Genomic DNA, 21,672 nt, shown 5'->3' with positions numbered 1-21,672 from the left:
TGGAATTTTAAAATTTGGAATTTATGCCGAAAGTAGCAATAATAATGGGCAGCACCAGCGACCTGCCAGTAATGCAGGAAGCAGTAGATATTTTAAAAGGATTCGACATAGAAGTGGAAGTGGACATCGTTTCTGCCCACCGAACTCCGGACAAACTTTTTGATTACGGAAAGAACGCACATACCCGTGGTATTGCGGTAATTATTGCAGGCGCGGGAGGCGCGGCGCATCTTCCGGGAATGATTGCTTCGCTTTCGCCACTTCCTGTAATCGGCGTGCCCGTAAAATCCAGCAACTCCATTGATGGGTGGGACAGCGTGCTTTCCATACTCCAAATGCCCGGCGGTGTTCCCGTTGCCACAGTTGCATTGAATGGCGCAAAAAATGCGGGGATTCTTGCCGCACAGATTATCGGCGCTTCAGATAAAGCTGTTTTGGATAAGATTGTGGCCTACAAAGAAAGCCTTAAAAAGAAAGTTGAGGAAGGGGCAGAAAAAGTACGCAGTAGTCAGTAGTCAGTAGTCAGTAGTCAGTAGTCAGTAGTCAGTAGTCAGTAGTCAATGTTATGTGTAAAATATAATCTATAAAAACTTTCAACCTTTAAACTTGAAACATTTTTTATAAACTCATAAACTTTTAAACTCATAATCTTTTTTATGAACCCCCTATTACAACCATACAACACCGCCCCATTTTCTAAAATTGAAAACGCACATTTCCTGCCTGCCATCAGCAAATTAATTGTCGAAACTAAGGCTGAAATTGATGCAATCACTTCAAATTCGGAAGACCCGACTTTTAAAAATACAGTGGAAGCCCTTGAAAATACAGGAGAACTTTTAGACCGCGCAACAAGTATTTTTTTCAATTTGAATAGCGCCGAAACTAATGACGAAATTCAAAAGATAGCACAGGAAATTTCGCCTATGCTTACGGAATTCAGTAACGATATGTTATTGAATGAAGCTTTGTTCGAAAGAATAAAAACGGTTTATAATCAAAAAGATACTTTAAATCTTTCCGATGAACAGCAAATGCTGCTCGATAAAAAATACAAGGCTTTTTCAAGAAACGGTGCCAATCTTTCCGAAGAAAAGAAAACCCAATTACGTAAAATTGATGCTGATCTTTCTAAGTTGAAACTTACTTTCGGGGAAAACGTTTTGGCGGAAACAAATAGGTTTGAACTTCACATTACTAATGAAAAAGATCTCTCCGGCCTACCCGAAGGGGTAATTGAAGCCGCCGCCCAAACCGCCGAGGAAAAAGGAAAAGAAGGTTGGGTTTTTACTTTGGATTACCCAAGTTACGTTCCTTTCTTGACCTATGCAGACAACCGCGAGCTTCGCAAAAAATTGGCGATTGCCTTTGGTGCAAAAGGTTTTCATAATGACGAATTGGACAACCAACAAAATGTATTGCAGATTGCTAACCTTCGCCATAAACGAGCAATTTTATTGGGCTATAAAAGCCACGCACACTTAGTACTGGAAGAGCGCATGGCCGAAACTCCCGAAAAGGTAAAATCATTTTTGGACGAATTGCTTGAAAAGGCAAAACCTGCAGCGCAAAAGGAATTTGATGAATTGACCGCTTTCGCGAAAGAACTTGACGGTATCGATCATTTGGAAAAATGGGACGGAGCATATTATTCCGAAAAATTGAAACAGAAACTCTTCAATCTGGACGATGAAAAGTTGAAGCCTTATTTTGAATTGAAAAATGTTATCAAGGGCGTTTTTACCGTTGCGGAAAAACTCTACGGACTTCATTTTGAAGAAGTGCAAAACATAGACAAATATCACGCAGACGTAAAAACCTATGAAGGAAAGGATGATGAAGGCGAGTTGGTCGCCATCTTTTACGCAGACTTTCATCCACGTGCAGGAAAACGAAATGGCGCTTGGATGACTTCCTATAAACCGCAACAAATAATAGACGGCAAAAATGACCGTCCGCATATTTCCATAGTTTGCAATTTTACTAAGCCTACGGCTAGCAAACCCTCACTTTTAACTTTTAATGAAGTAACAACGCTCTTCCACGAATTTGGTCACGCCCTACACGGCATGCTTGCAAACACTCACTACTCCAGCCTTTCGGGAACCAGTGTGTATTGGGACTTTGTGGAGTTACCCAGCCAGATTTTAGAGAACTGGTGTTACGAAAAAGAGACTCTGGAACTCTTCGCCACACATTACAAAACAGGAGAAGTAATCCCGATGGAATACGTTGAAAAAATAAAGGATTCTGCTACTTTTTTGGAAGGAATGGCAACTTTGCGACAGTTAAGTTTTGGAATGCTTGATATGGCTTGGCACGGCAGCGATCCTTCAGGAATAAAAGATGTAAAAGCTTTTGAGGTTGCCGCTTTTGATGACACCCAACTTTATCCCGACGTGAAGGAAAACTGCATGAGCACTTCGTTTTCACATATATTCCAAGGGGGTTATTCGGCAGGTTATTACAGCTACAAATGGGCTGAGGTTTTGGATGCGGATGCATTCGCACTATTTAAACAAGAAGGCATTTTCAATAAAAAAGTAGCCGATAGATTTAAAGGTTTCGTGCTTTCACAGGGAGGAACGATGGACCCGATGGAACTCTACATAAAATTTCGAGGGCAAAAGCCAGATCCCGAAGCACTTTTAAAACGGGCGGGATTGCTTCAATAAATATTTAAGGCTTCAAAAGTTCAGAACTTTTGAAGCCTTACATAATTTGCAGATCAATAAAAGCTTATTGCCTACAGCTATATCAATTCAATATAAATTTCTTTGTGAATGCATGGCCATTTTCCAAAGTGAACTGCGCAATATAAAAACCTTTGGCAAATTGCTGAAGGGTTACACTTCCAGATTCATTGTTCATTTCTTCAGAAATTATTCTTTGTCCCGCTACGTTATAAACAGTTACCTCCTTAACGTTTGAAACTGTATTGTTCAAACGATAGTTTAATGTTTTGTCTTTCACGAAAACCCGGATAGCATTATCAGAGAAGTCATCCACGGATAGAATTTGGGGTTTGGCAGCTTCGATCAAAAACTCCAATCCCAATTTTGCGAATTTTACAGAATGTGTTGTTTCTCCAAAGAAAGAATAGACATCTCCTGGACTGTGAATATTTGGATTGTCTTGCCCCATTGCTGCTTCAAATGGGAAAGCGGCGTCAAAACCATTATCTGCCCAACTGGCATGATCTGAACAACCATAACCACATTCTGTATAGCCATAGGTAAAGTTATGGTTATTGTTTGGGTTATTGCTGTTGTAATGATCCATCAATTCGGTCAAATATGTATTCAACGAATTGCTGTTGTACCAATCTGTGGTAATATAAATATCGCTATTGGAGCCATTGTAGCCCGTCATATCAAACTGTACATATGCAGCAACATTAACTCCTTGATTGGCATAATCCTCTGCAATTTCAGCTGAACCTACAAGACCAATTTCCTCGGCGGCAAAAGCCATTACTTCTATACTTCTATTAGGAACAAAATCTTTTTCCAATAGCACACGTACCATTTCATTCAGGGAAGCAATTCCCGAGGCATTATCATCTGCGCCCGGCGCATTGTTTTTATCGCCAAAGGTTGTGGAATCTATATGTCCACCAATAATTACAAATTCATCTGGCGTATTCGCGCCATCAAAGGTTAAAATTACGGAAGGCATCTGGGTATTTACGTGGTTGTAGATTCGGGTGTGTACATCGGTTCTTCCAGCGGCCAGAATCATTGCGTCCCATTTTGCCTGTTGATCCATAACTGCTTGTACCGCTTGTGATTTGGTGTGGTATCGAGTTCCGTAAGCTTGAAGCTCTAAGATATCATCTTCAATATTCTGTCCATCCACAAGGTCTAAGCATTCGTTTACAAATGTATCTTCAGTGATGCTATAATCTATCTGTGGGCCACGGTTTGCAACTTGGTTTAAGGCTTGAACCGCTTTTTCTTCGGAAGCCCTGAATATATAACCAGGACCGTGGGTACGTACATTGTCGTGGATAGCATGGGCCACTTCTTCAGAAAGCAACACCGCTGCCTGCTTATCGTTGCTTGCTAAAATTGCAATATCCTCTGGATAGAGCGTTTTAAAAGTAATTGCATCGGCAGCATCCATTGTGGCATAAAAAGCATTGCCGTGTTGGGCAAAGCCTGTAAAAGTGAATAAAAGGAACATTAAAATTCCTGTAGTAAATTTTTTCATTGGGAAGTATATAGGATTAATTCCTGTAAAAATAAGACATCTATTGGACTTAGGTTTAAAATATAAAAGTTTAACTATTTCAGCAATAACCCCATAAAACTAAATGGCCGGTAATTTCGTATATGTTTGTAAAACTTCCCTATTTTTGAAATAGGCAAAAATTATTCTTTTGGAACTACTGAATCCAGACCAATGGGTTGACAAATATGCTGATTACCTCTACAATTACACAATTGTAAGGGTAAACGACCATATTGTGGCGCAGGATCTGATTTCAGAAACTTTTTTGGCGGGACTTAAATCGAAAAACAACTTTAAGGGAGAGGCAACGGAACGCACTTGGCTCATCTCTATTTTAAAGCGAAAAATAATCGATTATTACCGCAAGATAAATTCCAAAAAAGGAAAGGCTGAAGTACACATTACATACCGCGATGACGACTCTGAAGGCGACTGGCTGGAAGAAAATGCTGCCGACCCTTTTGACAAAACGGCTGAGGACAAAATGGAAAACCGTGAACTCGGGCTGGCAATTTTGGAATGCTTGGATCAACTTCCTGAAAAACAAGCACGTATTTTCAAGATGAAAACTGTTGAAAATTTTGACACCGAAGCCATTTGTAAAGAATATAATATTACGCCGTCTAACCTTTGGGTAATAATACACCGAGCACGTAAGTCGTTGGCAGAGTGCTTGGAAAAAAATTGGTTTAACTAAAAAATATGAAGTTTTTTTTAAAATGTGACGATGCCGCACACGTTTGCGACAAAACCCAGTACAAAGAAGCTGGTCTATTTGATAAACTAAAGTTGAAGATACATTTGCTAATGTGCAAATTGTGTCGCGGATACGCCAAACGCAATACCAAGCTTACCGAGACTATGCAGTCTGCAGACATCAAAACCCTTTGCCCAGAAGTAAAGGAACAAATAAAAAAGAAGCTTCAAGATGAAATAAAAAACGGGCACAACTCCTAAAACTGTTCAAACAGTTTAAAAACTAGCAACCATAAAATTGGCAGCCCCTCCACCCAAAAAGAAGAAAAATATCGGTTCTGCACTGGTTTTGAAATAACTAAAAGCCACCCTAAAACCACACAGAAAATTAAAAGGCTTATAATGTAGGCCACTTTAAAGTCTTTTTTAAAAAATTCACATCCCAAGCACAGTAAAAGTACACTCAGCCCCAATAACTTCGCATTTCTCACCCCCACTTGCTGTGGAAGGGTTTTGAGGTTTAAGCCATCATAAGGTATATCACGTATTTCAAAAGGGAGAATAAGCGCCACCACAATTAAAATGCGCTGAAAAAATGTAAGCAGTACATCCAAATCTATTTTCACTTCAGAAGCTGCAAAAGGCAAAATCACGGTTACTCCCGCCCATACAAATGCCACCACAAAAATCTTAATTCCTGAAAAATTTCGAAGATTTTTACTTCGTATAAAAGGAACCGCATAAAAAAAGGTGGTTAGCCCAAAGGCGGCAGCAATCAACAACACATCTATGGGCAACCGAAAAGCAATAGTGGCAAGCGCCACAAAACAAACCGCAGATAAAACCTGGATGGTTTTTAAGGAATTGGTTAAACTACGGTGGTGCAGACCGGCAACTTTAGCATATTTCACAAAATTATAACCCGTTAAAGCGCCTAAGAAAACAAAGCTCCACAATTCCCAGGAAATGGTTAGGCCATACTCCAAAACGGTAATTGCCAGGAGTGCCACAACTGCCAAAGCAACGTGAATGCTGCTGTTTATATAAAATGCAAAAACACGGGAGAAAACCTTCATACTCCCAAAAGTAACCAAAGTGTTTATAACCTTGTTATTTAGTTGAAAAAATTAAGTTTTCAACTTCTTAAAAGGGAGCTATTTCACGTTTAATATTGTAATTTTGCCACCTAAATTTCAAACGCAAATTAATGAACACAGATTCTTTTGCTTTAAGGCATATCGGTCCCCGGGAAAGCGATCTTCCCGAAATGCTTAAAACCATTGGTGTAAGCTCTATTGATCAACTTATTTATGAAACCGTTCCAGACGATATTCTGCTGAAAAAAGCACTCGATCTGGACACGGCAATGAGCGAGCAGGAATATCTTGAGCATATTACCGAACTTTCCACAAAAAACAAACTATTTAAAACATACATAGGGTTGGGTTATCACCAATCCATCACCCCTCCGGTAATTCAACGAAATATCTTGGAAAATCCGGGATGGTATACAGCTTATACGCCTTACCAAGCCGAAATTGCCCAAGGAAGACTGGAAGCCTTGCTAAACTTCCAAACCGTGGTTAGTGATTTAACAGGAATGGAACTCGCTAACGCCTCCCTTTTGGACGAATCAACGGCGGCTGCAGAAGCAATGGCGCTTTTGTACAACGTTCGTGAAAAGGAAAAGAAAAAAAATAATGCCTCAAAGTTTTTTGTTTCTGAAGAGATATTGCCGCAAACCCTTTCATTGCTACAAACCCGTTCGGAGCCTTTGGGAATTGACTTGGTCGTGGGCAATCACGAAGATTTCGATTTTTCGGAAGAGTTTTTTGGAGTAATCCTTCAATATCCTAGCAGAACTGGGAAGGTTCACAATTATAAAGAATTCATCCAAAAGGCGAATGACAACCAAATAAAAGTTGCCGTAGCTGCAGATATTTTAAGCTTGGTGATGCTGGAATCTCCAGGTCATTTCGGTGTTGACGTAGTTGTTGGAACCACCCAGCGATTCGGGATTCCTTTAGGTTATGGTGGCCCACACGCAGCTTTTTTTGCCACAAAAGATGAATATAAAAGAAGTATTCCGGGCCGTATAATTGGTGTTACAAAAGATACCGACGGCAATCGCGCCTTACGAATGGCACTTCAAACAAGAGAACAGCACATAAAGCGTGACAAGGCAACTTCAAACATTTGTACCGCCCAAGTTCTTTTGGCCGTTATGGCTGGAATGTATGCGGTTTATCACGGACCGGAAGGTTTGAAATACATTGCAAGAAAAGTACATAACGGGGCTGCAACACTTGCTAATGCTTTGGAAAAATTAGGTTTTGAACAAATAAACGAAACTTATTTTGACACCATCGCCATCAAGACCGATGCTACCAAAATTAAATTTTTAGCGGAAGCGAAGGAAGTGAATTTCTATTATCCCGATGATGAAACGGTTTCAATCTCAATCAATGAAACTACAACTCCAAAAGATTTAAATAAGATAGTTTCAATCTTTTCTGAAGCCATCAAAAAAGATTTCCAAAAAATTACCGAATTGGAAACTGGCAATAAAATACCAAAAGAAGTAGCTCGTAAAACAGCATTTTTGCAGCAGGAAGTTTTCAACAAATACCACAGCGAAACCGATTTGATGCGCTACATCAAAAAACTGGAGCGCAAGGATCTTTCCTTGAACCATTCCATGATTTCCTTGGGCTCTTGCACAATGAAATTGAACGCCGCGGCTGAAATGCTTCCGTTGAGTGACCCAATGTGGGGCAATATGCACCCCTTTGTTCCCGTGGAACAAGCTGAAGGTTACCAAATTATTCTGAAAAAATTAGAAAAGCAACTTACTGAAATCACAGGTTTTGCCGGGACATCCTTACAGCCCAATAGTGGCGCGCAAGGTGAATATGCCGGCTTGATGGTTATTCGCGCTTATCACGAATCGCGTGGTGAAAGCCACAGAAACATATGTTTGATTCCATCTTCCGCACACGGAACAAACCCCGCAAGTGCAGTTATGGCTGGAATGCAGGTAGTTGTAACAAAATCTACGGAAGAAGGAAATATTGATGTAGATGACCTTCGCGAAAAAGCGATACAGCATAAAGACAATCTTTCTTGTTTGATGGTTACTTACCCATCAACACATGGAGTTTATGAATCTGCAATTCGAGAAATAACAAGTATCATACACGAAAACGGCGGACAGGTATATATGGACGGTGCCAATATGAATGCACAGGTTGGTTTGACCAATCCCGGCGCCATCGGAGCAGATGTTTGCCACTTGAACCTTCACAAAACCTTTGCTATTCCGCACGGTGGTGGGGGACCAGGCGTTGGCCCCATTTGTGTTGCAGAGCAGCTGGTTCCTTTTTTACCATCAAATCCTGTTATTAAAACTGGGGGAGAAAATGCTATTACTGCAATTTCCGCTGCGCCCTATGGCAGCTCTTTGGTTTGTTTAATTAGTTATGCATATATCTGCATGCTTGGCGTAAATGGCTTAAAGAAAGCTACGCAATATGCAATTTTGAACGCAAACTATATCAAAGAAAGGCTGAACGGCCATTATGAAGTGCTTTACGCCGGCGAGCGCGGCCGTGCTGCCCACGAAATGATAGTGGATTGCCGTCCGTTCAAAGCAAAAGGAATAGAAGTTACAGATATCGCCAAACGATTGATGGATTACGGTTTCCACGCTCCAACGGTTTCTTTCCCAATTGCAGGAACGTTAATGATTGAGCCTACTGAAAGCGAAAGCAAAATGGCCCTGGATCAATTTTGTGAAGCAATGATTTCTATTAGAAAAGAAATTGAAGATGCTGAGAAAGACGAGCCAAACAACGTGCTGAAAAATTCACCACATACTTTAGAGATGCTCACTGCCGATGTTTGGGATTTCCCATATAGCAGACAGGAAGCGGCATTTCCATTGGAGTATGTTTCAGACAATAAGTTTTGGCCGTCCATACGTAGAGTAGATGAGGCATACGGTGATAGAAATTTGATATGCACCTGCAACCCGATAGAAGCTTATATGGAAGTCTAAAAAAGTTTGCAGTATTCGGTTTAATTCTGAAGGGATTTACTGAAAACTGCGACTAAATACTAATAACTGATTTTTCCGTATTTTTAACGAAACTTTCTAATTTATGAATGTCAAGATTACAGGCATAGGCAGTTATATTCCGAGTGAGGTTGCCAAGAACGAACATTTTGGTGACCATCATTTTTATAATGAGGATGGCACCCGCTTTGGCAATGAAAATACCGTAATTATTGAAAAATTTAAGGCTATTACGGGCATACACGAAAGACGCTATATTCCCAAGAATTTATCAACTTCAGATATTGCCTCGTTTGCGGCGGAAAACGCTATAAAAAACGCAGGCATAGATAAGGAAACGCTGGATTATATTATTGTGGCCCATAATTATGGTGATGTAAAACACGGTGCCGTACAGAGTGATACGGTGCCGAGTATTGCTACCCGTGTGAAACACAACCTTAAGATTCAAAATCCTACTTGTGTGGGGTACGATGTACTTTTTGGCTGTCCCGGTTGGGTAGAGGGCATGATACAGGCTTATGCTTTTATAAAAGCTGGCATAGCTAAAAGATGTTTGGTTATTGGCGCAGAAGCACTTTCGCGCGTTGTGGATCCACACGATCGTGATTCTATGATTTATAGTGATGGTGCTGGTGCCGCAATAGTTGAAATTAGTGAGGAATCCGGTGGAATTCTGTCGCATTTCAGTGCCACTTATGCTTTTGAGGAAGCACATTTTATCTTTTTTGGCGAAAGCAACAATTTAGAGAAAAAAGACAACCGCCGCTATATTAAAATGTACGGTAGAAAAATTTATGAATTTGCACTGAACAATGTACCCGACGCCATGAAAACCTGCTTGGACCAAAGCGGGGTTGACATTGACGAAGTGAAAAAAATTTTCATCCACCAAGCCAATGAAAAAATGGACGAGGCCATCGTAAACCGTTTTTATAAACTTTACGACAAGACCGCTCCTGAAAAAATAATGCCCATGAGTATCAATAAACTGGGCAACAGTAGTGTGGCGACTGTACCAACACTGTATGACCTAGTATTGAATGGCGAGCTGGAAGGACACTCCATCCAAAAAGGAGATCTGGTTATTTTTGCAAGTGTTGGCGCGGGAATGAATATTAATGCGATAGTTTATAAAGTGTAATGTACGAAGGTAAGTTTCCAACGAAAAGATACAAACACACGCTTCGCTTTTTAAAGAATGTTATTTCAAAAGAAGAAAAAATACTCGATTTAGGCGTTCCCAACCCTTTCTCAGAAATTCTCACACAAGAAGGTTTTGACGTTACAAACACCAAAGGCGAAGATCTCGATTTGGAAACGAGCGTTGTAAAAACGGAAGAGTTTGATGTAGTTACAGCTTTTGAAATCTTTGAACATTTGGTATCACCCTTTAACGTTTTAAAAGATATCCAAGCCAAAAAGCTGGTAGCATCCGTACCTTTAAAACTTTGGTTTGCTTCGGCTTACAAAAGTAAAACAGATGAGTGGGACCGACACTATCATGAGTTTGAGGATTGGCAGTTTGACTGGCTTTTGGAAAAAGCTGGCTGGCGAATTGTAAAGCGTGAAAAATTCACCAATCCCATAAAAAAAATTGGCATACGCCCTATACTTCGTAGAATTACACCAAGATATTATTTGGTTTATGCTGAAAAGTTATAGTTATTGTTTTATCAATTTAAAACTTCTTGAGTTTTTATCTTCAATGGCAATTGTTACTATATATTCGCCGACCGGTAAATAAGAAACATCAAATAGATTTGTATTTACATTATCATAACTTACTATCTCTCGTCCATTAATGTCAAAAATTTTGATGTTGGAGACACCTTCGATTTCATTAAGGCTAAAAGAATTTCTTGATGGATTGGGGTAAAGAAAAATAGCATTAGACTCGGGCACAATCTCTTCAATGGATAAAATTTCACCCAATTGTAAAATCCATACACTTCCTTTTTCAAAACCTCCTTCATCATCAGAAAAAGCTCCAACTGCAATACAATTTTTTTCAGTTAATTTCCCAATATTACTTACACTGAAACCAAATGAATCCTCTTCATCAATATCTCCATCAAAATGTTGAAAACCTTCTGTGTATTTAACGTAGCTATTTACAGTACCATCATTATTTAAATTGAGAATATAAAAAGCCCCGAAATTAAATGCCCCATCATTTTGATACCCTCTGGCTCCAACTACTATCTCAATCATTTCATCGCCATTTAGATCTCCCATCAAGTCAATTGATTTCCCAAAAAACATTTCATCATTAAATTCAGCATCAAAATTTCCTGAAATATCACTTATTTTTTGCAAGTTATTCACCGTGCCATCTATATTCATAAACAAAATGTATATAGCGCCCCTATTTAAACCCCCATCATCATCTCTATATGCTCCCACAGCCAAATCAATTATACCATCGCCGTTTAGATCCCCAATATTTGCAATGGAACCTCCAAAATAATCACCTTCCTCTAAAATACCGTTTAATCCACCTTGTGTATCACTTATTTTTTGATAATTTTTTACCGAAAAATCACCATTTAAAAATAAAATATAAACTGCACCTCTATCTGAACCTCCGTCTGGATCTCTTCTAGCTGAAACTGCAATATCCTTAAATCCGTCACCATCTAAATCTCCAATAGATTCAATATCTGTCCCAAATACATCTTCATCGTCTAGCGGTGCGTCAAACCCTCCTTCAGTATCGCTAATTTTAGCATAGGAATTTACCGTTCCATCTGTATTCAAAGTTAAAATCCAAGCGGCTCCATGCCAATAGCCTCCATCTCCGTCATATTCTGCACCAACCCCAATTTCAATTAAGCCATCGTTATTCAAATCACCTAAATATGATATTGAGGTACCGAATATATCCCATTCATCCAGCTGTCCATCAAAACCACCTTCGGTATCACTAATTTTTTGAAAACTGGCTACTGAACCTTCAACGTTTAAAAAAAGAACATACACTGCTCCATGATTAAATCCACCATCATCATCTTTTATGGCAGACGCCGCTACATCATTAATTCCATCACCATTTAAATCGCCAATTCCTTCAACAGCATAACCAAACCAATCTTCATTATCTAAACTATCACCAAACCCTCCAATTTCAAAACCTATTTTTTCGTAAATAGTTACATCATAAATCTGTGCAAAAGTTGGATTAATGAATAAAAATGCTATAAAAAATAATAATCTGTGCATAAGGGAAATTTTAATATTACATAATATCACTAAATATATAATATTTTTACAAAATGAAGATATACATCATCATACCTGCCCACAATGAAGAAGCATATATCCATGAAATGCTTCAATCAATTGTAGGACAGACCTTTATTCCAAAAAAGGTAATCGTTGTAAACGATAGTTCAACAGATGGCTCGCAAAAATTAATCGATCAATTTTCAAAAAAATATTCTTTTATTCAAAGCGTTCTTCACCATTCTGCAAAACTGCATGAACCCGGAAGCAAAGTAATAAATGCTTTTTACAAAGGTTTTGAAACTTTAGATACTGATTTTGATTTTATAGGAAAATTTGATGCAGACATCGTCTTGCCTCCAAATTATTTTGAAAATGTTTTAGCGCTCTTTTCTTCCGATGAAAAAATCGGCATCGCTGGCGGTAACCTTTACATAGAAAAAGAAAACTGTTGGGAGTTTGAAGCCATTTCAGAAAAAACAAAAGTGCGCGGGCCCATAAAATTGTACCGCAAAAAATGCTTTGAAGATATTGGAGGTTTAAAAAAGTCCATAGGCTGGGACACTGTGGACGAACTCCTGGCGCAATATCACGGTTGGAAAGTAAAGACAGATACCTCGCTTCACGTAAAACATTTAAAACCCACCGGGAAAGTTTATTCAAAGTCTTCAAAATACAAACAGGGTGAAGCTTTTTATAAAATGCGCTATGGGTTTTGGCTCACGCTTATCGCCTCGGCAAAGCTTGCTTCCAAAAAAAATAGTTTCCAGTTTTTCATGAATACCATGAAGGGTTTTTCCAAAGCGAAAAGAGCAAATCATAATTTTATTGTCTCAGAAAAAGAAGGCGAATTTATTAGAAAACTTCGTTGGCAAAAAATTCGCGAAAAATTGGGAATGCGTTAATTCTACATTTCGCAACCTTTCTTTAACATCCGAACATTTTATAATTCCTACTTTTGCAAATAAAATCCCCAATGCAAGTAAAACGTTTCTTCCTCAGCACTTTTTTAGTATTAACAACCCTTTTTACTTCCTGTGTTTCTGTTCAAGTAAAGGAGAACACGGTATCAAATATTTCTTCTGAAATAAAAAAACCTAAAAACATTATTCTTTTAATTGGCGACGGGATGGGGCTTAGCCAAGTTTCCGCAGCAATTTATTATAAGGATGGCAAACCCAACTTCGAACGTTTTAGCACAATTGGACTCAGCAAAACTTCATCTGGCAGCGATTTGGTTACAGATTCAGCCGCTGGAGCCACAGTTTTTTCGGCAGGTGTAAAAACGTATAACGGTGCAATTGGTGTTGACAAGGACACCATAGCAGTACCGACTATTGTTGAACAATTATCAAAACGCGGTCTATCTACAGGCATTGTTGCAACATCTTCCATTCAGCACGCTACTCCTGCAAGTTTTTATGCACACGTAAAAAGCAGAAGAATGTATGAGGAGATAACCGAATTTGCTCCAAATTCCGGCGTAAACTTTTTTGCAGGTGGGGGATTGAAATTCTTTAACAAAAGAAAAGACGGAAAGGATTTATTGGCCGAAATGAAAGCCAACGGTTATAAAGTGACAACAGATCAACTTCCGCAAGCACCCGTTGAACAAAAAGAGCTCATTTTGCTAGCAGAAGATGGAATGCCGAAGATGAGCGAAGGCCGCGGCGATTTTTTACCAAACGCCACAAAACTGGCTTTGGAAAAACTTTCAAAAAACGAAAAAGGCTTTTTCTTAATCGTTGAAGGAAGCCAGATAGATTGGGGCGGCCACGACAATGATGCAGATTACCTTATACAAGAGCTTATGGATTTTGACAAAACTTTAGGGGTTGCATTGGATTTCGCAAAACAAAACGGCGAAACTCTAATAATTGTAACCGCAGACCACGAAACTGGTGGATTTACACTTGCTTCTGACGGTAGTGATTACAACAAAATTAAACCTAGTTTTTCTACTCCCGGACATTCCGCTACAATGGTTCCAGTTTTTGCTGAAGGTCCCGGCGCCACCCTATTCAACGGAATTTATGATAGCAACCAGATTTATCATAAAATGATGGCCTTTTTTGATAAATAAAAGCTAAAAAAAGCTTTTTCAATCTACAGTGCCCTAATTTTAGTATTTTAGCTATAGCTATCTTTTTTATGAAGTACTTACAAGATATTGGTTCCTATTTTTTAATGCTCAAAAGGGTGTTTGGCAGTTTTACCAAAACATCGGTTTTGCGGCATCTTATCTTTAAGGAAATAAACGATTTAATAATTAGCTCTTTGGGGATTGTTGCTTTTATTTCCTTTTTCGTGGGCGGTGTAGTTGCAATACAAACCGCGTTGAATATGGATAATCCCTTGATTCCAAAAAGCCTGATAGGTTTTGCAACGCGCCAATCGGTAGTTTTGGAATTTGCACCTACCTTCATTTCAATAATTATGGCCGGAAAAGTGGGTTCGTTTATCACCTCAAGTATTGGCTCGATGAGGGTTACAGAGCAGATTGACGCTTTAGAGGTTATGGGTATCAATTCACTTAATTATTTGGTATTTCCAAAAATTGTTGCCTTAATGTTCTATCCTTTTGTTATTGTATTTTCAATGTTTCTCGGGATAATGGGCGGATGGGTAGCCGGGGTCTATGGAGGGTTCGCCAGTTCTTCAGATTTTATCGCGGGGCTACAGGAGGATTTTATACCCTATCACTTATTCTATGCTTTTTTCAAAACCTTTGTCTTTTCATTCATACTGGCAACAGTGCCCTCGTGGCAAGGGTATTATATGAAAGGTGGTGCGCTGGAAGTGGGCAAGGCAAGTACCAACTCCTTTGTGTGGACCAGTGTATTGATAATTGCCGCAAACTATATTATAACCCAACTCCTTTTAAGCGCATGATAAAAGTAGAAGACGTACATAAGAGTTTTGGTGACGAAGAAATCCTTAAAGGAATAACCACAGAGTTTGACAAGGGAAAAACAAACCTCATCATAGGACAGAGCGGTAGCGGAAAAACCGTTTTGCTTAAATGCCTTTTGGGTCTCTTTAGACCTGAACAGGGGAGAATATATTACGAAGACAAGGCCATCCAAGATATGGACGACGAAGAACAACGCAAGCTTCGCGAAGAAATTGGGATGCTTTTTCAGGGTGGGGCGCTATTTGACTCCATGAATATTGAAGAAAATGTAATGTTTCCGCTGCGGATGTTTACCAAGCAAAAGAAAGCCGATATGCTTGAAAGGGTAAATGAAGTGTTGAAACGCGTGAATCTTGAAAACGTAAACAAGAAATTCCCTGCTGAAATCTCTGGAGGGATGCAAAAGAGGGTTTCCATTGCACGGGCTATTGTAAACAAACCAAAGTTTCTTTTCTGTGATGAACCAAACTCCGGCCTTGACCCAAAAACCGCAACGTTAATAGACACACTAATTCAGGAGATAACCCACGAGTACGATATTACTACTGTTGTTGTAACCCACGATATGAACTCAGTAATGGAAATAGGCGAAAAAGTGGTTTTGCTGAAACATGGAAAACTTGTTTGGCAGGGCACCAATCAGGAAATCTTCAAAACCGATAACGAAGATGTAACCAATTTTGTGTATTCCTCAGATCTTTTCAAAAAAATCCGTGATGTTCAGCTGAAAGAAGGGTAATCCTTAAGGATATTCAGAAACCTGAAGCGTATCCAATTTCATTTTAAACTTTAGCCAAGCCTCTATTTTTTTCAAATCTGCTTTTCGATCATTGGTCGACACATTTCTTTTCCAGCGAATGTTAACCACAGGAAGTGTATCCGTTTTTTTGAAATCTGTAGTTATTTTGTTTGAATAGCTGAAAGTTTCAATATTATCATAATTGATTTTTATTTCTTCGCTAAGCTGTTGAAAAGGTACATTTTGGATTTTCAAAAGCGCTACTTCATTCTCCAGAAAACGAATTTGTTCGTCTTTATCCTGAATTATCTGTTCATTTTTAACATATAAATCTTCTAGGATACCCGCTTTAATTTCTCCAGATAGCTTTGCCGCCATTTCGCCACTTTGGTCGGCCCCTTGATAAATACGCAAACGGCTACCTTCTAAATTTTCCGTCTCTTCAAGTTGCGTTAACCAGTCATTTATCTTATTCTGTGGAACGGGACGTCCTATTAAGTAAACGTCAATGTTTTTCGACTTATAATCCTGTGTGAATTTAACAACCTCAGCTCCCTCATAATTAATAACATTCTTTACAAACTCCTTTGTTTTATTTTCAAAAACCTGCTGGTCCAATAATTTAATAAACAGCCAAACACTTGGAACCATTACCGCAATTGCAATCAAGGAAGCGATCTGCGCAGTTCGTTTTCTACGTTTGCTGTTTGCATAACGCACCAATGGAAACTGCAATATTTTGGAAACGATAAAGGTGGCCAGCGCGATAAACACCGCATTTATTGAGAAAAGATAAAGTGCACCTCCGGCATACGAAGCATTGCCAATGGCCAAGCCATAACCCACGGTGCACAATGGCGGCATAAGCGCGGTGGCAATGGCCACACCAAAAATCACACTCGCTATTGTTCCACTTTTGGTTTTAGCGACTATCAAGCCCAAACCGCCAAATATGGCGATCAATACGTCTAATATGGTCGGGTATGTCCTGGCAATAAGTTCCGGTGTTTCTTCCGTAAGCGGAGAAAGCTTAAAATAAAGAAAAGCAGTAAGTACACTCAAAAAAACCATTACCCCAAGATTTATGAGGGAGCGCTTTAGCGTATCCACATCATTAATGGCCACGGAAAGACCGATCCCCACAATAGGGCCCATTAATGGCGAAATAAGCATCGCACCAATAACCACAGCGGTGCTACTCACGTTCAACCCAATGGAGGCGACGAATATGGAAAATATAAGAATCCAGGCAGTGTGTCCCTTAAAGGAAATATCTTTTTTAACGGCCTCAATCGTTGCATCGCGATCTGAGTCTGAACGAATATCAAAAAGCTCAGTCAGGAATTTTTTTATACTCTGCCATGTATTGAGTTTTACATTCTCAAACTCGTCATCGTTGGGTGTAATTTTTATATCGTTATTATTTTCAGTTGTACTCATTTACACATATTTTTTACCAAATTTATGCGACACCTCGTTCAAAAGTTCCTTAATCTGCTGTTCCTTCTTCTTCGGAAACAGTAACAGAACATCTTCTTTATCTACCACAATATACTCTTCAATTCCGTCTAAAACAACAAGTTTCTTTGTATCGGTAAATATCATATTACTTGCCGAATTCTTCAATAAAGTTTCAGCATTTACAACTGCGTTTTGGTTTTCGCCCTTTTCCAGTTTATCGTAAAGCGCGCCCCAAGTTCCCAGATCGTTCCAATCAAAGGTTGCTCTTTTTACAAAAACATTGCCTGCTTTTTCAAGAATCCCGTAATCAATCGAGATGTTCTCTGCTTCGGAATAATTTTTTTCAATGAAATTTTTCTCTTCGGAAGTATTCAAAACAGCCATTCCTTTTGAAAACAATGAATTCATTTCAGTCAAATATTTTTCAAAGGACGCGACAATACTTTTGGCGCTCCAAATAAAGATGCCCGCGTTCCAAAGAAAATTTCCAGCCGAAAGAAATTGTTTAGCAGTTTCATAATCAGGTTTTTCGCGAAATTGCTTTATTTTTTTAATTTCCGAAACATCGCTTTTGTCGCTTTCAATATAACCGTAACCTGTATTTGGAAAGCTTGGCTCAATTCCTAAAGTGAGTAAAATATTATCTTTTTCTGCTGCATCAAAACATGTTTTAATATCACTTGCAAAAGCATTTTCATCCTCAATCCAATGGTCGCTGGGCGCAACAAGCATTAGGGCGTTCGGATTTTCTTTTTTTATTTTTAAGGCGGAAAGCAAAATACAGGGTGCGGTATTTCGCATTGCAGGCTCCAGCACTACCTGTTTTTCTGAAATTTCCGGCAATTGCTTCAGCGTAATTTCCAGATATCGTTCATTGGTAAGAATATATATATTTTCCGAAGGAATGATCTTGTTGAGCCTAGAAAAGGTTTTTTGCAGCAACGTCTGTCCAGTGCCCAGCATATCGTGGAACTGCTTTGGAAATACTTGGGTGCTCACGGGCCAAAATCGGGAACCGATTCCGCCTGCCATAATCACTGCGTAATAATCTTTGTTCATTTAAACTATTTTAAAAATTCCACCTCAGCATTTGGATTGAAAAGATACATTCTTCCCGTGGCCACTTCCAAACATTCAAAACGTTTTACGCGCTGTTTGCCGCGCTTAAAAATTTTACCATTGTACAATCTGAAATGTCCTCCAAAGGGAATTTCAAAGATATAGTTTTTATCGTTCTCTGGGTCGAACTGCTTTAATGCCAAAGCCAACGTTGCATCGGTATCGCTCGAGGCTTTTGGGTTTTTGAAATGGCGGGCCAATAAAGGCAACAATTGATTTGGAAAAACCTCAGGCCGCAAAAAAGGCAACATCAAAAGCTGAAAGGTACGTTTCCACTCCAGCCCATGGGGTTTTATAAGCCTCCCGTATTTTGTGAACGCCTCCAAATGCGCAATTTCGTGCACGAGCGTGATTAAAAACCGATACTTATTCAACGACGCATTTACGGTTATTTTGTGCTGGCCATTGGGCATTTTTCGGTAATCGCCGTGGCGGGTAACGCGCTCGTTTACGATTTTGAGATGGACATTGTGGGTTTTTATCAGTTCAAAAACAGAAGCTACGGAAGCTTGGGGAATATATTTTTCGAGGATTTCTGTCATATGCGGGAAAGAGTTGCCAACTTTTCTATCAACGTCAAAAATAACCAGTCTTGTACAATATCGCGAGCGTTTCAGTGATAAAATTGTGGCTATTAATTGATTTTTTCAAAATATTTATGCTTCCATATATTTTGGTTTCAGGATATTAGAAATCGTTATTTAAAATTGCTCTAAATAAACTTTGAAATTCAAAACTTCCGATTTAGATTTGCATCCAATTTAAAACCAATCTAAATAAAAATAATACAAAATGAAATTCATCACCACCCTATTTTTACTCTTGGGCACACAGTTTATATTTTCACAAGAAATAACAGAAATCAACGGCACAGTAACAGATGTTGACAATAATCCAATTCCCTTTGCAAGCGTTTATCTTCCCGAACTGAAAAAAGGAAATGCAGCCGATGCCGACGGAAAGTTTACCATCAAGAACATACCTTACGGACTTTGGCAACTTTCGGCGAGCGCCGTGGGCTACAAAGCTTCTACCATTACCATAAATTCTAACGAGCCTGTTTTGAATGGAGTACGTTTTCAACTCGCCCACGACAACGAACTCGACCAAGTGGAAGTTTTCGGTAACCGAAACGACCACCCCGACAAAATTGAATCCATTACCCGATTGCCGCTAAAACCTTATGAACAGATCCAGAGTATCTCAGTGCTTTCAGAAAAATTGATTGAGGATCAAGGAGCGCTGACCATTTCCGAAGCCACCAAAAACGTACCGGGCGTTTACACTTTCGCAACCTATGGCAATAAACGGGAAAGTATGTCGTCCCGTGGATTTAGGGGGATTCCTATTTTGAAAAACGGAGTACGGATTCATTCAGATTTTCGCGGTGTCGGTGTTCTGACAGATATGCAAGGTGTAGATAACATCCAAGTCCTAAAAGGAACCGCCTCCATTACACAAGGCGTAGCAACCGATTTGGGAAGTCCGGGGGGAATCATAAATATTGTTACCAAAACTCCAAAATATACTACCGGAGGAAGCGTGAGTCTGCGCGGAGGAAGTTTTGGGCAAATACGGCCTACATTCGATGTTTATGGGCCACTTAACAAAGAAAAAAATATTGCGTTCCGTTTGAATGGTGCTTTGGAAAGAGCCGATAGTTTTAGGGATTTGGTGGAAAAGGAAAGTTTTTATTTCAATCCTTCCTTTGAATGGAAGATTAATGAAAAGACAACGGTAACTTTAGAATTGGATCATTATTACGACAGCCGTACCCCAGATCTGGGCACTGTAAACTTGGCTGAAAATGATATGAATGCAATTTATGATCTTCCGCATTCACAATTTTTAGGTTTTGAAAACGATCGTTCCATCACCGAAAATACTACCTATGCAATCAGAATGGATCGTGAATTAAGCGAGAAACTTACATTAAAAGGAGCTTTCTATAGTTCGTCACTAAGCTTGGATGATAAAGGTGCCGGTTTGGGAAAAACTATTGAGGAAAATGAAATGCCTATTTACAATATTCGCCAACGCAGCTACTCCACCTCTACCCGCGATGACAACAACAGTGTGCTCCAATTTGACTTGATTGGGGATGATGTTTACACAGGTTCTATAAAACACACTTTCCAAGTTGGGTTTGATTATCGGGCCTCACGGTTTAGCACTACCAGCCAATCTGCCGGCGTGGTTGACACTATTAATGTTTTTCAAAACATAGAACACAGATTGCCCAATGTTACCCTGGGAGAAGCAAATGTGAACGGCGGAAAAACAAATTCATTAGGTTTTGTTGCCCAAGACGTGATTTCTTGGAACAGTTGGCTGAAAACATTTTTAGGCGCTCGTTACAGTTCAACCGAAACGCTTTCAGAAGTTGAAAACACACGTAGCGATGCTTTTAATCCGCTGGGAGGAATTATAATTTCGCCAATAAAAAATGTAAACGTTTTTGTTTCATACACCAACAGTTCCTATCCACGAACAGCTTCACGTTTGGGTCAAAATGGAGAAGAATTGGGGAATGAGCGCTACGACCAATTAGAAACAGGTTTCAAAACAACTTGGCTCAACGACCGACTGCGATTTAACTTGACGCTTTATAAAATCAACAACAAAAACATAAACCTTCCTGTTTATGACGAAACTTGGACAAACATTTTATACTACGCAAAAGGCGGAAACGATCAACGCCAAGGTATCGAAGTAGAGCTTACCGGACGGCCACTTGAAAATCTGGAGCTGATTGGCGGGTACGCATATATTGATGCGCAATATAAAGAGCATACCTCCTATGTTTATGGTTCTGCACCGCTAAATACTCCAAAACATACCTTTAATGCCTATGCCAATTATTCTTTCAGAAATAACATTTTGGAAGGGCTTTCGGTTGGCGCTGGTGCTTATTATACCGGAGAACGTCCTATCAATGATTGGTCGTCTGGGCCTGTTACCCACCAAGGAATTGTGCCAAACCAAAAACCCTTTGATGTAGAAGCCTACACCTTGGTAAATTTTCAGGCGGAATACAAATTCAATAAAAACTGGAGTCTTCAATTTTTGCTGAACAATGTTTTCGATAAAATAGGTTACAACGCCTATAGAACCAGTTATATCAATCAAACCGATCCACGAAACTTTGCAGGAGTCCTGCGCTATAATTTTTAGTTGTTTGAGTGTTAGTTTATAAAGGCATGACTTAGG

18 protein-coding genes are annotated in these 21,672 nt (G+C 39.3%); 12 read left to right on the top strand and 6 right to left on the bottom strand.

Features of this window, described 5'->3' with window-relative positions; translation table 11 throughout:
* Window positions 1-23: 23 nt before the first annotated feature.
* Both purE and AC58DT_RS12380 read left to right on the top strand, forming a co-directional pair.
* Window positions 24-515: a 5-(carboxyamino)imidazole ribonucleotide mutase gene (gene purE / locus AC58DT_RS12385; RefSeq protein WP_497217125.1), complete on the top strand. Its 492-nt coding sequence runs from the start codon at window positions 24-26 to the stop codon at window positions 513-515.
* 141 nt (window positions 516-656) lie between these two features.
* Complete coding sequence (locus AC58DT_RS12380) at window positions 657-2,675, top strand: M3 family metallopeptidase (RefSeq protein ID WP_497217124.1); 2,019 nt, start codon at window positions 657-659, stop codon at window positions 2,673-2,675.
* An 82-nt stretch (window positions 2,676-2,757) separates the two neighbouring features.
* On the opposite strand, the gene AC58DT_RS12375 is transcribed toward AC58DT_RS12380, so the two are convergent.
* Complete coding sequence (locus AC58DT_RS12375) at window positions 2,758-4,212, bottom strand: M20/M25/M40 family metallo-hydrolase (protein WP_497217123.1); 1,455 nt, start codon at window positions 4,210-4,212, stop codon at window positions 2,758-2,760.
* A 169-nt stretch (window positions 4,213-4,381) separates the two neighbouring features.
* Between AC58DT_RS12375 and AC58DT_RS12370 the strand changes: the two genes are divergently transcribed.
* Window positions 4,382-4,930 carry a sigma-70 family RNA polymerase sigma factor gene (locus AC58DT_RS12370; protein ID WP_497217122.1) on the top strand — a complete coding sequence of 183 codons (549 nt, stop codon included), beginning with the start codon at window positions 4,382-4,384 and terminating at the stop codon, window positions 4,928-4,930.
* 5 nt (window positions 4,931-4,935) lie between these two features.
* On the top strand, window positions 4,936-5,190 hold the full coding sequence (locus AC58DT_RS12365) for a hypothetical protein (RefSeq protein WP_497217121.1): 255 nt from the start codon (window positions 4,936-4,938) through the stop codon (window positions 5,188-5,190).
* On the opposite strand, the gene AC58DT_RS12360 is transcribed toward AC58DT_RS12365, so the two are convergent.
* The gene (locus AC58DT_RS12360; protein ID WP_497217120.1) at window positions 5,187-6,005 is read right to left on the bottom strand and encodes a UbiA prenyltransferase family protein; all 819 of its coding nucleotides are present in this window, start codon (window positions 6,003-6,005) and stop codon (window positions 5,187-5,189) included. The genes AC58DT_RS12365 and AC58DT_RS12360 overlap by 4 nt on opposite strands.
* A 131-nt stretch (window positions 6,006-6,136) precedes the next feature.
* Here AC58DT_RS12360 and gcvP point away from each other — a divergent pair, with 131 nt between their 5' ends.
* From gcvP to AC58DT_RS12345, 3 genes are all read left to right on the top strand, one after another.
* Entirely contained in the window at window positions 6,137-8,986 is a 2,850-nt protein-coding gene (gcvP, locus tag AC58DT_RS12355; protein WP_497217119.1) for an aminomethyl-transferring glycine dehydrogenase, read from the top strand.
* A 103-nt stretch (window positions 8,987-9,089) separates the two neighbouring features.
* Entirely contained in the window at window positions 9,090-10,148 is a 1,059-nt protein-coding gene (locus AC58DT_RS12350) for a 3-oxoacyl-ACP synthase III family protein (RefSeq protein WP_497217118.1), read from the top strand.
* Window positions 10,148-10,669: a class I SAM-dependent methyltransferase gene (locus AC58DT_RS12345; protein ID WP_497217117.1), complete on the top strand. Its 522-nt coding sequence runs from the start codon at window positions 10,148-10,150 to the stop codon at window positions 10,667-10,669. The genes AC58DT_RS12350 and AC58DT_RS12345 overlap by 1 nt, the downstream gene beginning before the upstream one ends.
* Here the strand turns inward: AC58DT_RS12345 and AC58DT_RS12340 are convergent, their stop codons facing one another.
* Window positions 10,670-12,226 carry a T9SS type A sorting domain-containing protein gene (locus tag AC58DT_RS12340; protein ID WP_497217116.1) on the bottom strand — a complete coding sequence of 519 codons (1,557 nt, stop codon included), beginning with the start codon at window positions 12,224-12,226 and terminating at the stop codon, window positions 10,670-10,672.
* 53 nt (window positions 12,227-12,279) lie between these two features.
* Here AC58DT_RS12340 and AC58DT_RS12335 point away from each other — a divergent pair, with 53 nt between their 5' ends.
* The 4 genes from AC58DT_RS12335 (at window position 12,280) to AC58DT_RS12320 (ending at window position 15,882) form a co-directional block, all read left to right on the top strand.
* Window positions 12,280-13,134, top strand: a complete 855-nt coding sequence (locus tag AC58DT_RS12335; RefSeq protein ID WP_497217115.1) for a glycosyltransferase family 2 protein — start codon at window positions 12,280-12,282, stop codon at window positions 13,132-13,134.
* Between the two features lie 71 nt (window positions 13,135-13,205).
* Window positions 13,206-14,312, top strand: coding sequence for an alkaline phosphatase (locus AC58DT_RS12330; protein ID WP_497217114.1), 1,107 nt, complete (start codon window positions 13,206-13,208; stop codon window positions 14,310-14,312).
* A gap of 68 nt (window positions 14,313-14,380) precedes the next feature.
* On the top strand, window positions 14,381-15,121 hold the full coding sequence (locus AC58DT_RS12325; protein WP_062621748.1) for an MlaE family ABC transporter permease: 741 nt from the start codon (window positions 14,381-14,383) through the stop codon (window positions 15,119-15,121).
* Window positions 15,118-15,882, top strand: coding sequence for an ABC transporter ATP-binding protein (locus tag AC58DT_RS12320; protein WP_497217113.1), 765 nt, complete (start codon window positions 15,118-15,120; stop codon window positions 15,880-15,882). The genes AC58DT_RS12325 and AC58DT_RS12320 overlap by 4 nt, the downstream gene beginning before the upstream one ends.
* 3 nt (window positions 15,883-15,885) lie before the next feature.
* On the opposite strand, the gene AC58DT_RS12315 is transcribed toward AC58DT_RS12320, so the two are convergent.
* The 3 genes from AC58DT_RS12315 to AC58DT_RS12305 are packed head-to-tail and all read right to left on the bottom strand — an operon-like array spanning window position 15,886 to window position 19,004.
* Window positions 15,886-17,322 carry a DUF389 domain-containing protein gene (locus AC58DT_RS12315; RefSeq protein ID WP_497217112.1) on the bottom strand — a complete coding sequence of 479 codons (1,437 nt, stop codon included), beginning with the start codon at window positions 17,320-17,322 and terminating at the stop codon, window positions 15,886-15,888.
* Window positions 17,323-18,402 (bottom strand): mannose-1-phosphate guanylyltransferase, encoded by a 1,080-nt coding sequence (locus tag AC58DT_RS12310; RefSeq protein WP_497217111.1) that lies wholly within the window; start codon window positions 18,400-18,402, stop codon window positions 17,323-17,325. It abuts the gene before it with no gap.
* Between the two features lie 5 nt (window positions 18,403-18,407).
* Complete coding sequence (locus AC58DT_RS12305; protein WP_062621756.1) at window positions 18,408-19,004, bottom strand: SprT-like domain-containing protein; 597 nt, start codon at window positions 19,002-19,004, stop codon at window positions 18,408-18,410.
* Window positions 19,005-19,254: 250 nt separating this feature from the next.
* On the opposite strand from AC58DT_RS12305, the gene AC58DT_RS12300 reads away from it, so the two are divergent.
* Window positions 19,255-21,636 (top strand): TonB-dependent siderophore receptor, encoded by a 2,382-nt coding sequence (locus AC58DT_RS12300; RefSeq protein ID WP_497217110.1) that lies wholly within the window; start codon window positions 19,255-19,257, stop codon window positions 21,634-21,636.
* The last annotated feature ends 36 nt before the right edge of the window (window positions 21,637-21,672 follow it).

This window comes from Aequorivita sp. CRS11 (assembly GCF_059693805.1).
Note: the sequence above shows the minus strand (reverse complement) of the source record. Positions and strands in the feature narration are given on the sequence as shown.

What these genes read in the sequence shown, in the direction of transcription:
- purE (WP_497217125.1), top strand. Translation starts at nt 24, where the DNA reads ATGCCGAAAGTAGCAATAATAATGGGCAGCACCAGCGACCTGCCAGTA.
- AC58DT_RS12380 (WP_497217124.1), top strand. Translation starts at nt 657, where the DNA reads ATGAACCCCCTATTACAACCATACAACACCGCCCCATTTTCTAAAATT.
- AC58DT_RS12375 (WP_497217123.1), bottom strand. Translation starts at nt 4,212, where the DNA reads ATGAAAAAATTTACTACAGGAATTTTAATGTTCCTTTTATTCACTTTT.
- AC58DT_RS12365 (WP_497217121.1), top strand. Translation starts at nt 4,936, where the DNA reads ATGAAGTTTTTTTTAAAATGTGACGATGCCGCACACGTTTGCGACAAA.
- AC58DT_RS12360 (WP_497217120.1), bottom strand. Translation starts at nt 6,005, where the DNA reads ATGAAGGTTTTCTCCCGTGTTTTTGCATTTTATATAAACAGCAGCATT.
- gcvP (WP_497217119.1), top strand. Translation starts at nt 6,137, where the DNA reads ATGAACACAGATTCTTTTGCTTTAAGGCATATCGGTCCCCGGGAAAGC.
- AC58DT_RS12350 (WP_497217118.1), top strand. Translation starts at nt 9,090, where the DNA reads ATGAATGTCAAGATTACAGGCATAGGCAGTTATATTCCGAGTGAGGTT.
- AC58DT_RS12345 (WP_497217117.1), top strand. Translation starts at nt 10,148, where the DNA reads ATGTACGAAGGTAAGTTTCCAACGAAAAGATACAAACACACGCTTCGC.
- AC58DT_RS12340 (WP_497217116.1), bottom strand. Translation starts at nt 12,226, where the DNA reads ATGCACAGATTATTATTTTTTATAGCATTTTTATTCATTAATCCAACT.
- AC58DT_RS12335 (WP_497217115.1), top strand. Translation starts at nt 12,280, where the DNA reads ATGAAGATATACATCATCATACCTGCCCACAATGAAGAAGCATATATC.
- AC58DT_RS12330 (WP_497217114.1), top strand. Translation starts at nt 13,206, where the DNA reads ATGCAAGTAAAACGTTTCTTCCTCAGCACTTTTTTAGTATTAACAACC.
- AC58DT_RS12325 (WP_062621748.1), top strand. Translation starts at nt 14,381, where the DNA reads ATGAAGTACTTACAAGATATTGGTTCCTATTTTTTAATGCTCAAAAGG.
- AC58DT_RS12320 (WP_497217113.1), top strand. Translation starts at nt 15,118, where the DNA reads ATGATAAAAGTAGAAGACGTACATAAGAGTTTTGGTGACGAAGAAATC.
- AC58DT_RS12315 (WP_497217112.1), bottom strand. Translation starts at nt 17,322, where the DNA reads ATGAGTACAACTGAAAATAATAACGATATAAAAATTACACCCAACGAT.
- AC58DT_RS12310 (WP_497217111.1), bottom strand. Translation starts at nt 18,402, where the DNA reads ATGAACAAAGATTATTACGCAGTGATTATGGCAGGCGGAATCGGTTCC.
- AC58DT_RS12305 (WP_062621756.1), bottom strand. Translation starts at nt 19,004, where the DNA reads ATGACAGAAATCCTCGAAAAATATATTCCCCAAGCTTCCGTAGCTTCT.
- AC58DT_RS12300 (WP_497217110.1), top strand. Translation starts at nt 19,255, where the DNA reads ATGAAATTCATCACCACCCTATTTTTACTCTTGGGCACACAGTTTATA.